Here is a 13,726-nt window from a genome sequence, read left to right as displayed (position 1 = left end):
CCCTTCCGGAGCCCGGTGACGCCGCGGTGACGTCGTCGGCACTGTCGCAGCCGCCCGTCATCGTGGCGTCAGTACGCCGTCCGCGCCCACGCTGCTGACGCCCTCCTGACGGAGGTGCGGAGTCTGGTCGCAACGCCGTCGTCGACAGTCGACGAGGCAGTGCGGAGGGAAGATCCGATGAAGCGGAAACTGGCTGGTCTGGCAGTGCTGACCGGCATGGCGGCGGCCACGACGCTGCTCGTACCGGCGACCCCGGCCCAGGCGTCGGTGGGCCTGTACCGGGTCGCCGCGACGAGCGTTCTGGACGCGACGAACGCCAAGACGATGACCATCTCGTGCAACGGTGTCGACCAGGTGGTCGGCGCCGGCGGGCGGATCAACGACGGTCAGGGTGATGTCCTGATGACCCGGGTCTACGCCGACGCGACCCTGCGCACGGTGACGGTGTTCGGGGTGGAGGCCAACGCCACGAACGTGCCGTGGTCGGTGGACGCGTTCGCGGTCTGCGCCCCGGCCGGGGCGGTGTCCGGCCTGCAACTGGTCACCACCACGTCGGCGAACAACGCCCTGGACAAGGTGGCGGTGACCGCCGTGTGCCCGCCGGGCAAGAAGACCTTCGGCGGTGGGTACCGGATCGACAACGCCAACGCCGCGGTGGCGATCGACGAGCTGGCGTTCACCTCGGCGCTCGGCTCGGTGGCGAGCACCGCGTACGTGTTCGGGGCTCCGGGCAACTTCACGTTGCAGACCCAGGCGTTCTGCGCCACCCCGTTGCCGGCGATGGCGTTGACGGAGGCGACGAGCGTGTTCAACGCGAACTCGCCGAAGTCCGTGACGACGCCGGCCTGCCCGGCCGGATCGCAGACCGCAGGGGTCGGCGCGGTGTTGACCGGGCTCACCGGGGCCGGCTCGGTGGCGACGTTGGTGCCCAAGCCGGCACTGGACACCGCCGAGGCGACCGGACGGGAGATCGTCGCGTTCGCCACGGCGTGGAACATCAGGGCGCAGCAGGTCTGTGTGGGGTGATCCACCCGTACCACGGCCGGCCGTCTCCAGCGCGGGGGCGGCCGGCCACCACGTCGGATCGGCGCGGCGGGCCGCTCAGTCGCGGGGGCCGAGGTCCCCGCTGCGGTAGTGCCGGCGGCAGAGCACCTGGTAGCGCACCTCGGCGGTGTCGACGGTGTCGCCGATGACGACCTGCGCGCCCTCGCGGACCACCCGCCCGTCGACGACGCGGGCGTTGAGCAGCCCCTCGCGCCCACACCAGCAGAGGACCTCGACCTGGATGCGGGCCACCTCGTCGGCCAACTCGAAGAGGCGTTGCGCGGCGGGGAACAGGCAGGACCGGAAGTCGGTGGCCAGGCCGAACGCGAACACGTCGACGTCGTAGCTGTCGACCAGCTCGGCCATCTGCTCGACGTGCTCGACGGTGTAGAAGCACGCCTCGTCGCAGATCAGGTAGTCCACCCGTACCCCGTCGGCCCACCGGCCGCGCACCAGGGCCCGCAGGTCCAGGTCGTCGGTGACCTCGATGGCCTCGTGGGCCAGGCCGATGCGGGTGGTGACCTGCGGGCCCAACGATCTGTCGATGCGGGTGGTGACCAGCCCGCGGCGGCCCTGCCGGGCGTGGTTGTAGTTCATCTGCAACGCCATCGTCGACTTGCCGCAGTCCATCGGCCCCCAGAAGAACTTCAACGCCGCGGCGTGCACCGGACGCCCGTCGAGCCCACGTGCGGCGGCGCACCCGGCCGGTGCGTGCGGTTGGCCGGGGAACGGGTGAGCCAGGCAGGTCGGAGCGGTGGTGGCGTCGTCTGTCACGGTCGGGCAGCCTAGCCGATCGGCCGAGGCTGATCTGTCGCGCGCGGGACGCGTGCTCAGAGCACCCGGGGTGGGGTGTTACCGGCGGCGACGATGGCGCGGCGGATCGGCACGGCCGCCAGGAGCAGGAAACCGACCACGAAGAAGATCAGCATCGAGACCAGGCCCAGCCGGTAGGAGGCGGTGAGTTGGAACACCAGACCGAAGGCGAGCGGGCCGAGCCAGCTGGTGCCCTTGTCGCTGATCTCGTAGAAGCCGTAGTACTCGCCTTCCTTGCCGGCCGGGATGAGCTGGCTGAACAGCGACCGGCTCAACGCCTGGCTGCCGCCGAGGACCAGGCCGATGCACGCGCCGAGGATCATGAATGGCACCGGCGCCTCGGCGGGCAACCGGAACGCGGCGATGATCACACCGGTCCAGAGCACCAGGCTGAGCAGTACGGTCTTGTGCGCGCCGATGCGCTTGGCCAGCGCGCCGAGGCTCAGCGCACCGCCGAAGGCGAGGAACTGCACGAGCAGGATCGTGATGATCAGGGTGCTCTGCTCCAGCCGCAGCTCCTCGGTGCCGTACTGGCTGGCCAGGGTGATGGCGGTCTGGATGCCGTCGTTGTAGACCAGGAAGGCGAGCAGGAAGAACAACGTCAACGGGTACGCCTTGACCTCCCGGATGGTGCGCCCGAGTTGCCGGAAGCCGTCGGTGACGACGTTGCCGCCACCGGCCAGGGCAACGGCGCTGGGGCGCTCGCGCAGCCAGCGCAGCGGCACCAGCGTGAACAGCGCCCACCACACCCCGGCGGACACGATCGACCAGCGGGCCAGGTCCAGGGTGCGTTGCGGGTTGTCGCCCTCGTCGAGCAGGGTGATCGCGACCAGGTTGATAGCCAGCAGCAGGCCGCCGCCGAGGTAGCCCAACGCCCAGCCGCGGCTGGAGATGCCGTCGCGTTCGTCGGGGCCGCCGAGCTGCGGCAGGAACGAGTTGTAGACCACGATCGCCGCGCCGAACGAGATGTTGGCGACCAGGAACAACGCCCCGCCGAGCAGGTAGCGGTCGCCGGTGACGAAGGCCATCGCGATGGTCGCGCCCGCGCCGGTGAACGCCGCCCCGCCGAGCAGTCGCTTCTTGTGCGCCGACCGGTCGGCGATCGCCCCGATGACCGGCAGCACGAACACGGTGAGGAACACCGACAGTGAGATCAGGTACGGGTAGTAGGACCCGGCGGCGACCTTGATGCCCAGCGGGTACACGTACCCGTCGCAGGTGTCCGCGCCCAACTCGCAGCCGGCGGCCAGCTCGGCGACGGTGGTCAGGAACGGACCGAGGAACACGGTGATCACCGTGGTCTGGAACGCGGAGTTGGCCCAGTCGTAGAGGTACCAGCCTCGGCGCTCGCGGCGGGTGCTCGCCGGGGGCGGGGTGTCGTCCACCGTGGGGGTCACGGTCTCGGCCATCCGGGGTCCTTCGACGCTCAGGCGGCCCAGTGGCCGCGGCTGCGGTAGACGTCGCGCAGCACGCCGACGTGATCGGTCATGATGCCATCCACACCGAGATCCAGTAAGTAGTGCATCTGGGCGGGTTCGTCGATCGTCCAGACGTGCACCTGCACGCCGAGCCGATGGCAGTAGTCGATGAACCGGCGGTCCACCACCGGCACCCGCCCGTAGCGCGGTGGCACCTGCGCGGCGACCACCGACGGCGGCAGCCGCAGGGCCCGCCCGTGCAGCGAGGCGAACCGCAGCCGGGCGACCCCGCGCATGCCGAGGCTGGTGGCGACCCGCCCGCCGGTGAGCGCCCGCAGCCGGGTCAGCCGGGCGTCGCTGAACGAGGCGAGCAGCACCCGGTCGGCGGCGCCGGTCCGGGTCACTGTGGCGACCGTCGGCTCGACGCCGCCGTCGGCCTTCACGTCGATGTTGAAGCGAATCTGCGGCCAGGCGTCCAGCACCTCGTCGAGCCGGGGTACGACGGCCGCGCCGCCGACGCGTACCGAGGCGAGGTCGGCCCAGCTCAGCTCGGCGATGCGCCCCGCCTCGCCGGTGACCCGGGCCAGGGTCGGGTCGTGGAAGATCACCGGCACGCCGTCGGCGGTGGCGTGCACGTCGGTCTCCACGTACCGGTAGCCGAGCCCGACGGCGCGGGCGAACGCCTCGGTGGTGTTCTCATCTCCCTCGGCGGCACCGCCGCGGTGGGCGAAGGCCAGCGGCGCGGGCGCGTCCAGGTAGCCGAATCGGGTCAACACGCGACGCAGTATGCCCGCTGCTGGTGGACCGCGGGTGGCCTGCCGGCGACATTCGTCGTGCGCCGGTGGACGCGCCGCTGCTCAGCGCCGTCTGCTGGGCTCCCCGGCTCGGCCGTCCGCCGGGGCGGGTGCCCCGCGCGTGCGGTCAGATCCGTGCTCTCGCCTGCTCGATGTGGCCCACTATGGCGTTCGCACCATGAGCGCTCGCGATGGCGTACGCCTCGTCGAGTGTGGCGAGCGCGTCCGCGCGGCGGTCCTGGGCTGCCGCGATGTACGCCAGCCCGATCATGTTGGAGGCCACGCCGGCCGGTGCCCCGATCTCCCGACGCAGCTGGCACGACTCCTGCAGCAGGTCGCGCGCCTCGTCCAGCCGACCAGCCGCGTGCGCCACGATACCCAGGTGCCGCAGGGCCTCGGCCCAGGTCGGTTTGTCGCCGACCTGGGCCGCGAGCCGGCAGGAGCGCTCCAGGTACGGAACCGCCGTCTCGTTGTCCCGTCGAATGAACTGGTGCAGACAACCGATCCAGAACAGTGCCTCGGCCTCGCCACGCGTGTCGCCCAGCGCCTGGTACAGCTCAAGCGCCCGCTCGAACAACGGCAGTTGAGCGGGATCTTCCGCGGGCGACGAGCCTGGCTCGTTGGACCCGCTCTGAAACCGTGCGTGCAATATCAGCCCCCGCGCCATCGCCGTGTCGGCGTCGACAGCGTCCAGGCCATGTTCGGCGTCAGCGAGCGCGCTGGTATCGCCGTCGAACACCGCCCGGTGACAGGCAGCTCTGGCTTGTGCGATCCGGTCGTCGGTGTTCATCGTCGCCCCCGCTGGCATCGACCCACTCACTGGAGCCGGCAGTTTAGTCGGGCGAGATGCGGCTGTCGCCCGTGCGGACGGTCAGCCGCAGATCAGGTCGTCGAGCAGCGTCATCTGCCGCTGGATGACCGCCACCGCCGGCCCCGGGTCGGCCAGCTCGGTGGCCAGGTACAGGACAGTCGATCGGCGCCCGTCCGGGCTGACCGCGGCGAGGGTGCTCATCCCGGGCATGGAGCCGACGTGCGCCCAGGAGCCGCCGCACCGGTTGGGTATCCACATGATGCCGAGCCCGTAACGGATGCCCGCCCGGATCCCCTGGAACCCGTCGGCCAGCACGGTGTCGCGCAGTTCGCCCAGTTGCGCGGGGCGCAGCAGCTCGCCGCGGCCGACCGCCTGCCAGAAGCGGGCCAGGTCGCTGGGGGTGCTGACCAGGCCGCCGGCCGAGGCCGTCACCGTCGGATTGAACACTGTGGTGTCGACCATGGGCCCGCCCGCTACGAACTGCCGGTACCCGTTGGCGTGCGGCTGGGGCAGGGTCGCCTGGTCACCCGGGTAGTAGGTGTGGGTCAGGCGCAGCGGCAGCAGGACCCGCGAGCGCACCTCGGTGTGCCACAGGTGCCCGGTGACGCGTTCGATGAGCATCCCGGCCAGCAGGTAGTTGGTGTTCGAGTAGCTCCAGCCGGTGCCGGGGGCGAACAGCGGCGGGTGCCCCATCGCTGTCGCCACCTGCTGCGCCTCGGTGTAGTGGTCGAAGCGGTGCGCCAGGAACTCGTCGGCCGATCGCAGGGCGGCGAGGTCGCCGGTGGCGTCGTAGAGGCCACTTGTGTGTTGCAGCAGGTGGCGAACGCTTACCTGCCGGCCGTCGTTGCCGTTGCCGGTGACGACGCCGGGCAGCCAGCGTTCGAGCGGGTCGTCCAGCCGGATCCGGCCCTCGCCGACGAGTTGGAGCAGCACCACCGACACGAACGTCTTCGTGGTGCTGCCGATGCGGAAGAAACCGTCGGGCGGCACCGGCGCGCCGGTGTCCAGGTCGGCCACGCCGCTGCGCGCCACTGTCACCTGCCCCCCGTCGCGGACCAGGCCCTGCGTCCCGGACACGCCCAGGCCGTGCAGGTCGTCGAGCCCGTGCTGGAGCACAGTGGCCGTGGACCGGTGATCCGCGGTGGACGGCGCGACCGATCCGGCGGCCGGGCCGACGGTGGTGGCCAGCACTACCGCCACGGTCGCGGTCGCGACGACGCTCCGCCACCGCACCGCCTTTCGTACTGCGAAAACCACGCTCACCTCAAAGCTCCCTTCGGGACAACAACTGTGTCCAAACGGTACGAAGAGCCTCGATGTCGGCACCAACCGGAAAACCCCAGAACCGGCGTGGGGGGTAGCCCCCAGCCCTACGAACTCAGGTAGCGCAGGACCGCCAGGACCCGGCGGTTGTCCGCTTCGTCCGGCGGCAACCCCAGCTTGTCGAAGATGCTCGCGACGTGCTTCTCCACCGTTCCGCCGGTCACCACGAGCGCGTCGGCGACACCGGCGTTCGATCGGCCCTCGGCCATCAGCGCGAGGACGTGACGTTCGCGTGGGGTAAGCGCCGCCACGCCGTCGGCGCGGCGGCTGACCCGCAGTAGTTGACCGACGACCTCCGGGTCGAGCGCCGTACCGCCGGTGGCGACCCGCTTCAGCGCGTCGGCGAACTCCGCGACGTCGGCCACCCGTTCCTTCAGCAGGTACCCGACGCCCGCCGCGTTGCCTTGCAGCAGCCGGGCCGTGTACCTGGTCTCGATGTACTGCGACAGCACCAGCACTCCCGTGCCGGGGTGCCGGCGGCGGATCTCGAGGGCGGCGCGCAGCCCTTCGTCGGTGTGCGTCGGCGGCATCCGGATGTCGGCCACCACGACGTCGGGCTGATGCTCGCGCACCGCGGCCAACAGCAGGTCACCGTCGCCCACGGCGGCGCACACCTGGTGGCCGTCCTCCTCGATCAGGCGGGTCAGCCCGGCCCGGAACAGGGCCGCGTCCTCGGCGATCACCACGCGCACGCTCATGCGCGCAGCGGAAGCTCGACAGTGACCGTCGTCGGGCCACCGGGCGGGCTCGCGATGCGCAGCGTGCCGTCGACCACGGCGACCCGTTGCGCCAGCCCGGACAGGCCGGTGCCGCGGCTCGGGTCGGCACCACCGGTGCCGTCGTCGGCGACGCTGAGCCACAGCTTTGCCCGCTTTCCGGCGACCCGGACGGTGATGGTGGTCGCGAAGCTGTGCTTGGCGGCGTTGGCAAGCAGTTCGGCGGCGCAGAAGTACGCGATGGTCTCGATCGCGGGGGTGGGCCGGACCGGGATGCCGGTGTCCAACCGGACCGGAATCGCGCTGTCGGCGGCCAGCGAGGCGAGGGCGTCGGCCAGCCCGTTGTCGAGCACCGGCGGGTGGATGCCGCGGGTCAGACTGCGCAGGTCGGCGAGGGCGTCCTTGGCGCCGCGCAGCGCGGCGTCGACCAACTCGCGGACGGCGGCGGCGTCGGCGACCTCGTCGCCGTCACCGAGCTTGCGCCGGGCCATGCCCAGGTTCATGGCCAGCGTGGCCAGCCGGATCTGCGCACCGTCGTGCAGGTCACGTTCGAGCCGTCGCAGCAGGGCGGCGGCGTCGTCCACGGCGGACGCCCGGCTCAGCTCCAGGTCGTGGACCCGCCGGGCCAGCCGGCCCGGCCCGAGCAGACCGCGGATCAGCCAGCCGTCGGTGGACGCGACGGCTCTGGTCACCCACGGCGCGGCCAGCAGCATCGCCGCCCCGGCCGCGGCGGCGGCGAAGGTGCCGCCGAGGGTGGCGACGCGGAAGGTGCCGTCGCCGAACAAGCCGAACGGCGTGAACACCGGCACCGGGTCCAGCCGCACCCCCGGCGGGTGGTTGCGAAACGCCCCCCACAGCAGCGGGTAGCTCAGGTTGAGTAGCCCGCCGACCCAGAAGAACAGGGCGTACAGCGCGATCAGGCTGACCGGCAGCTTGGCCAGCAGGTACCCGACGACCCGCCAACCGGCGCCGTCGCGCAAGCCGGACCAGGTCGGGCCCGCGGGCACCGGCGGCGGCGCGACCCGGACTCCGAGCAGTCGGGCCGCGAGCCTGCGGTGCAGTGTGCCGAGCCGGCGGGCCGCCGTCGTCGACACCAGCAGCACGAGCAGCACGCCCACGCTGATCACCGCCACGGCCACGTCGGTCGCGGTGGGATTGCCCCGAGCGCCCCGGCTGATCCACCAGCTCAGGTCCACCGCGACGACGAAGAACGCCACCGGGTTGAACACGATGAACGGCAGCCCGGCGAGGCAGAACACCACCTCGCGGGCGGCCCGCCTGGTCAACGGGGGCGCGCTGCGCCACGAGCGCCTGCCCCGCCGCCTGTCGCCCGACGACGGGTCCGCGGCCGGCGTGCGCGCCGGAAGGCCCATGCCCGTCATCCTCCTCCCCGCCGACCCCGGCTCCCGCTCACGCGTCCCGCTTGGCCAGCAGCCAACCGCCGACGGCGAGTGCGACAGCGGCGTACAGGCACAGCACACCGAGCCCGGCCCACGCGGACAGGAAGTCCGGGCAGGCCGCGGCGTCCGTGCCGCAGGTCACCGGCCTGGTCGTGCTCAGCGAGTTCTCCACGATCAGGATCGGCATGTACGACGCCGAGGAGCGCGCCGACCTCCCGCAGCGGCCAGCGCAACTCGCGGTAGCGGCGACCGCTGATTCGTACCTGGCCGGCGTCGCACCGGTCCAGCCCGAGGATCAGCCGCATCGTGGTCGACTTGCCCGAGCCGTTCGGGCCCAGGAAGCCGGTGACGCTGCCCGGCCGTACGTCGAAGCTGAGGGCGTCGACCGCGACCATCGGTCCGTATCGCCTGGTGAGGTTGCGGGCCTCGATCACCCGGTCTCCTTCCGTCGTCGGTGGCTACGGAAGATCACGCTAGGCGCGCGGTGGTCCCGGCAGGAGCCGGCTGACAGCCGTCTTCGGCTGGGGGATTTCCCCCAGGTCGGCCGGCTGGGGGAGCGGCGATCTCGTCAAATGCCCCTCCGCCGTCCGGCAGACCGCGTTGATCGCCGCACCGGCGGCGCGGTGGGCTCAGCGACGGCGGTGGGCGCGGCTGAGGTCGCTGGGCCGGCCGGGGTCGACGTGGCGGGGCAGGTCCGGTTCGTCGGGGCGCAGCGGGGCGAGGGTGTCGGTGAGCGCGTCGATGATCCGGTCGGTGGCGCGGCGGGCGGCACCGGGGGTGGCGGCGCTCGACTCGCCGAGGTCGACGGGTGGGCCGAAGTGCACCCGGATCACCGGGCGGCGCCACAGCGCGCGGGCGACGCCGCGCAGCATTCCGCGCGGCGCCCGGTAGGGCAGCACCTCGTGGGCGCCCCACTGGGCGACCGGCACGACCGGAGCACCGCAGGCCAGGGCGAGTCGCGCGGCGCCGGTCTTGCCGCGTTCGGGCCACATGCCGGGGTCCAGGCCGATGCGCCCCTCGGGGTAGATGAGGATCACCGATCCGCTGGCGACGGCGCTGGCGGCGTCGTCGAGGGCCCGGTGCACGGCGCTGGTGCCCCGGTCGACCCGGATGTGGCCGGCGTGACGCATGGCGGCGCCGAGCACCGGCACGCGGAACAGCCCGGCCGTGGCCATGATCCGGGGGGCGATGCCGCGGGTCTGGCAGGCGGCGGCCATCACCAGCGGGTCGAACGGGCTGATGTGGTTGGCGGTCAGCACCAGTGGGCCACGGCGTAGGTGTGCCGGAATCTCGCCGGTGACGTCGAGACGGGCGAGCAGGCCGACCAGCGCGCGGGCCAACAGTAGGGCGCCCCGCCAGATCAGCGGCGGCTGCCAGGGGGAGGGTGCGGTGTCCATCAGCGCGCCATCGTCGCATGCGCCGGTGCACTCGCGAGGGCGGGTCGGGTGATCAGGGTCATTGGTCCCGGGTCGTTTCGGGCCGCCCGACCCTGCCGGTTTCTCTACGACGGGCAGTAGTATTTACTACGTCTCGTAGTATGAGTGGCTGGGGGTTTCAGGTGGACGCGTTGGACGTCGCCCGCTGGCAGTTCGGTGTCACCACCGTCTACCACTTTCTCTTCGTTCCGCTGACCATCGGCCTGTCCGTGCTGGTGGCCATCCTGCAGACGATGTGGCACCGCACCGGCAACGAGCGGTACCTGAAACTCACCAAGTTCTACGGCAAGCTGTTCCTGATCAACTTCGCGATGGGTGTGGTCACCGGCATCGTGCAGGAGTTCCAGTTCGGGATGAACTGGAGCGACTACTCCCGCTTCGTCGGCGACATCTTCGGCGCACCGCTGGCCATCGAGGCGCTCGTCGCGTTCTTCCTCGAATCCACCTTCATCGGCCTGTGGATCTTCGGTTGGGACCGGCTGCCCAAGCGAGCGCACCTGGCCAGCATCTGGGCCGCCGCGATCGGCACCAACCTGTCCGCGTACTTCATCCTCGCGGCGAACTCGTTCATGCAGAACCCGGTCGGCTACCGGATCAACCCGGACAGCGGACGCGCCGAACTGACCGACTTCCCGGCCGTGCTGACCAACAAGGTCGCCCTGATCACCTTCCCGCACACCCTGGCTGGCTCATTCCTGGTCGCCGGGTCGCTGATCGTCGCGGTCGGCCTGTGGCACGTGATCCGCAACCGCGACTCCGCCGACACCGGCGCGTACCGCTTCGCCACCAAGTTCGGCTCCTGGGTGGTCCTTGTCGCCTCGGCGGCCGTGCTGTTCACCGGCGACATCCAAGGCAAGATCATGACGGACGTGCAGCCGATGAAGATGGCCGCCGCCGAAGGCCTCTACACCACCGAGAGCCCCGCCTCGTTCTCCGTCCTGACCATCGGCAGCCTCGACGGCAGCCGCGAGGTGTTCGCCCTGAAGATCCCGTACCTGCTGTCGTACCTGGGCACCGGCGACCCCAACGGCACCGTGCACGGCATCAACGACCTGCAGGCCCAGTACGCCACCCAGTACGGCGCGGGCAGCTACACCCCGATCATCCCGGTCACCTACTGGAGCTTCCGCTTCATGATCGCCTTCGGGATGGCCGCCGCCGCGATCGCCCTGCTGGTCCTGTGGAGCCAGCGCAAGGGCCGCACCCCGAGCAGCAGGTGGTTGCTGCGCGCCGGCCTGGCCATGCCGGTGCTGCCGTTGCTGGCCAACTCCTTCGGCTGGATCTTCACCGAGATGGGTCGGCAGCCGTGGATCGTCTTCGGCGAGATGCTCACCCGCAACGGCGTCTCCCGCAGCGTCTCGCTGACCGAGGTGCTCACCTCCTTCACCGCGTTCACGCTGATCTACGCCACCCTCGCCGTGATCGAGGTCAAGTTGCTGCTGCGCTACGCCAAGGCCGGTGTGCCCGACGTCAGCGAAGAGCACCCCATCGACGACACCCACGACGACGCCGAGCGCCCGCTCGCCTTCGCCTACTGATCCCGGAGCCCATCGTGGACCTGACCACCATCTGGTTTCTCCTCGTCGCCGTGCTGTTCACCGGGTACTTCATCCTGGAGGGCTTCGACTTCGGCGTCGGCATGCTGCTGCCCGTGCTGGGCCGCGACGACCGCGAGCGCCGCGTCCTGATCAACACCATCGGCCCGGTCTGGGACGGCAACGAGGTCTGGCTGATCACCGCCGGCGGCGCCATGTTCGCCGCGTTCCCCGAGTGGTACGCCACCCTGTTCTCCGGCTTCTACCTGCCGCTGCTGCTGATCCTGCTGGCCCTGATCGCCCGGGGCGTGGCCTTCGAGTACCGGCACAAGCGCCCCGAGGCGTCCTGGAAGCGCCGCTGGGACACCGCGATCGTGGTCGGCTCACTGCTGCCGGCGATCCTGTGGGGCGTCGCCTTCGCCAACATCCTGCGCGGGGTGCCGCTGGACGCCGACCACGAGTACGTCGGCGGCCTGATCGACCTGCTCAACCCGTACGCCCTGCTCGGTGGCGCGACCACCCTCGCGCTGTTCCTCACCCACGGCGCGGTGTTCCTCGCCCTGAAGACCACCGGCGACATCCGCGAACGCGCGGGCGCCCTGGCGGTGCGCCTGGGCGTCGGCGCCGCCGTGCTCGCGGTCGCGTTCCTGACCTGGACGCTGAGCATCCGTTCCAGCGCGGCGGCCGTCGTGCTCGCCGTCGGCGCGGCCCTCGCCCTGCTCGGTGGTCTGGCCGCCGCCCGGGTACGCCGGGAGGGCTGGGCGTTCACCGGCACCGCCGTGGCGATCGGCCTGGCCGTGGCGACCCTGTTCGCGGCGTTGTTCCCGAACGTGCTGCCCTCCACCCTGGACGCGGCGGGCACGTTGACGGCCACCAACGCCGCCTCCACCCCGTACACCCTGAAGATCATGACCTGGGTGGCGGTGATCTTCACACCGGTCGTGCTGGCCTACCAGGGCTGGACCTACTGGGTGTTCCGCAAGCGCATCGGCGTAGCCAACATCCCGCAACACTGACCGGGCTGCCCCCACCCCGCCGCGCGCGTCGATCATGGAGTTGTGGTGCCCAGTTTGGGCAAATGAGGACAGATTTGTCACCCACCACAACTCCATGATCGACGGCCGCAGGTGAGGTGGGGTGGGGTGGGGTGGTCGGGCCGGGGAATTGGCGGTCGGCGCGGAGCCCGTGCCGCTAGGTTGTTCCGATGTCCGCCACTGCGCACGTTCGCGAACTCACCACCGACGACCTCGACGCCGCCTGGGAGTTGGGCCGGTTAGCGTTCGGCGGCACCCAGGAACGCCACGCCAGCACCCGCGTCGAGGTGCCCGGCATGACCCGCTACGGCGCGTTCGACGACACCGGTCGCCTCGTCGGCAAGGCCGTCGACCTGCACCACGACCAGTGGTGGTCCGGACGGGCCGTACCGGCGGCCGACGTCGCCGGGGTGGCGGTCGCCCCCGAGGCCCGGGGCCGGGGCGTGGCCCGGGCCCTGCTCACCGCCCTGTTGGCCGGCGCCCACGAACGCGGCGCGGCGGTCAGCGCCCTGTACCCGACCGTCGCCGCCCCCTACCGGGCCTGCGGTTGGGAGGCCGCGGGGGTGCTGCGCACCGTCAACCTCGCCACCGCCGCGCTGCCCCGACACCGGCCCGCCCCGCACCTGAGCGTACGGGCCGGCACGCCCGCCGACCTGGCCGCCGTCACCGACCTGTACGAGCGGGTCACCCGCCACCGCAACGGCATGCTGACGCGCCGGGGGAAGCTGTACGACTACTTCAACGCCAAGGGTGACCTGCCCGGCGACGGTGTCACAGTCGTCGAGGCCGACGGTGACCTGGTCGGCTACGCCACCTGGCAACGCGGTCAAGGCTACGGCGCCGACTCGGTGCTTACCGTCGACGAGGCGCTGGCCGTCACCGCCGACGCCGCCCGGGAACTCGTCGGGGTGCTCGGCAGCTGGGCCAGCGTAACGCCGACGCTGCGGCTGTGCCCGCTCGACGGCGACGCAGTCAGCGCCCACCTGCCGCTGGAGGCGGCCCGCGACCACGCGCGGGACCTGTGGCTGCACCGACCGGTCGACGTCGCCCGCGCGGTGCACACCCGCGGGTGGCCCGCCCACGCCCGCGGCGTCGTCGACTTCGCACTCACCGACGCACTCGCCGAATGGAACACCGGCACCTGGCGGCTGACCGTCGCCGACGGCGACGCCGAGCTCACCCGCATCGGCGGCGAAGCCGACCTGCGACTGGACGTACGCGGCTTCGCTCTGCTCTACGCCGGGGCGGCCGGTGCCCGGTCGGTGGCGCAGGCCGGACTGCTGCACCACAGCCCGGGCGTCGACCCGGGCGCACTCGACCTGTTGGGCGCCGGCGGTCCGGCGCAGCTGCTCGACTACTTCTGACCGCCGTCCGCCCGGTGCCGGTGAACTCCCGCACCGGA

13 protein-coding genes and 1 pseudogene are annotated in these 13,726 nt (G+C 71.6%); 4 read left to right on the top strand and 10 right to left on the bottom strand.

Annotated features, from left to right (window positions below):
- Positions 1-177: 177 nt before the first annotated feature.
- A complete protein-coding gene (locus tag AB0B85_RS09875) occupies positions 178-1,026 on the top strand; it encodes a hypothetical protein (RefSeq protein ID WP_357405504.1) in 849 nt (282 codons plus the stop codon).
- 75 nt (positions 1,027-1,101) lie between these two features.
- On the opposite strand, the gene AB0B85_RS09870 is transcribed toward AB0B85_RS09875, so the two are convergent.
- The 10 genes and pseudogenes from AB0B85_RS09870 to AB0B85_RS09825 all read right to left on the bottom strand — a co-directional run bounded on the left by AB0B85_RS09870 (position 1,102) and on the right by AB0B85_RS09825 (position 9,716).
- Positions 1,102-1,710 (bottom strand): thymidine kinase, encoded by a 609-nt coding sequence (locus AB0B85_RS09870; RefSeq protein WP_238647311.1) that lies wholly within the window; start codon positions 1,708-1,710, stop codon positions 1,102-1,104.
- Positions 1,711-1,874: 164 nt separating this feature from the next.
- Entirely contained in the window at positions 1,875-3,266 is a 1,392-nt protein-coding gene (locus tag AB0B85_RS09865) for an MFS transporter (RefSeq protein WP_357405502.1), read from the bottom strand.
- Between the two features lie 17 nt (positions 3,267-3,283).
- Positions 3,284-4,051 (bottom strand): glycerophosphodiester phosphodiesterase, encoded by a 768-nt coding sequence (locus AB0B85_RS09860; protein WP_357405500.1) that lies wholly within the window; start codon positions 4,049-4,051, stop codon positions 3,284-3,286.
- Positions 4,052-4,196: 145 nt separating this feature from the next.
- Positions 4,197-4,859 carry a tetratricopeptide repeat protein gene (locus tag AB0B85_RS09855; RefSeq protein ID WP_357405498.1) on the bottom strand — a complete coding sequence of 221 codons (663 nt, stop codon included), beginning with the start codon at positions 4,857-4,859 and terminating at the stop codon, positions 4,197-4,199.
- Positions 4,860-4,940: 81 nt separating this feature from the next.
- The gene (locus AB0B85_RS09850) at positions 4,941-6,143 is read right to left on the bottom strand and encodes a serine hydrolase domain-containing protein (protein WP_357405496.1); all 1,203 of its coding nucleotides are present in this window, start codon (positions 6,141-6,143) and stop codon (positions 4,941-4,943) included.
- Between the two features lie 107 nt (positions 6,144-6,250).
- The gene (locus AB0B85_RS09845; protein ID WP_357405674.1) at positions 6,251-6,895 is read right to left on the bottom strand and encodes a response regulator transcription factor; all 645 of its coding nucleotides are present in this window, start codon (positions 6,893-6,895) and stop codon (positions 6,251-6,253) included.
- Positions 6,896-6,897: 2 nt separating this feature from the next.
- Positions 6,898-8,292, bottom strand: coding sequence for a sensor domain-containing protein (locus AB0B85_RS09840; RefSeq protein ID WP_357405494.1), 1,395 nt, complete (start codon positions 8,290-8,292; stop codon positions 6,898-6,900).
- Between the two features lie 37 nt (positions 8,293-8,329).
- The gene (locus AB0B85_RS09835) at positions 8,330-8,506 is read right to left on the bottom strand and encodes a hypothetical protein (RefSeq protein WP_357405688.1); all 177 of its coding nucleotides are present in this window, start codon (positions 8,504-8,506) and stop codon (positions 8,330-8,332) included.
- A 10-nt stretch (positions 8,507-8,516) separates the two neighbouring features.
- Positions 8,517-8,753, bottom strand: a pseudogene (locus AB0B85_RS09830) (ATP-binding cassette domain-containing protein); the annotation flags it as partial.
- Between the two features lie 195 nt (positions 8,754-8,948).
- The gene (locus tag AB0B85_RS09825; protein WP_357405492.1) at positions 8,949-9,716 is read right to left on the bottom strand and encodes a lysophospholipid acyltransferase family protein; all 768 of its coding nucleotides are present in this window, start codon (positions 9,714-9,716) and stop codon (positions 8,949-8,951) included.
- Positions 9,717-9,877: 161 nt separating this feature from the next.
- On the opposite strand from AB0B85_RS09825, the gene AB0B85_RS09820 reads away from it, so the two are divergent.
- From AB0B85_RS09820 to AB0B85_RS09810, 3 genes are all read left to right on the top strand, one after another.
- The gene (locus tag AB0B85_RS09820; RefSeq protein WP_357405490.1) at positions 9,878-11,293 is read left to right on the top strand and encodes a cytochrome ubiquinol oxidase subunit I; all 1,416 of its coding nucleotides are present in this window, start codon (positions 9,878-9,880) and stop codon (positions 11,291-11,293) included.
- 14 nt (positions 11,294-11,307) lie between these two features.
- A complete protein-coding gene (cydB, locus tag AB0B85_RS09815) occupies positions 11,308-12,306 on the top strand; it encodes a cytochrome d ubiquinol oxidase subunit II (protein ID WP_357405488.1) in 999 nt (332 codons plus the stop codon).
- A gap of 188 nt (positions 12,307-12,494) precedes the next feature.
- Entirely contained in the window at positions 12,495-13,688 is a 1,194-nt protein-coding gene (locus AB0B85_RS09810; protein WP_357405486.1) for a GNAT family N-acetyltransferase, read from the top strand.
- Positions 13,689-13,726: the final 38 nt, after the last annotated feature.

This window comes from Micromonospora sp. NPDC049044 (assembly GCF_040649215.1).
In the GTDB taxonomy this organism is placed as follows: Bacteria; Actinomycetota; Actinomycetes; order Mycobacteriales; family Micromonosporaceae; genus Micromonospora.
This window is presented reverse-complemented; position numbering and strand designations above follow the sequence as displayed.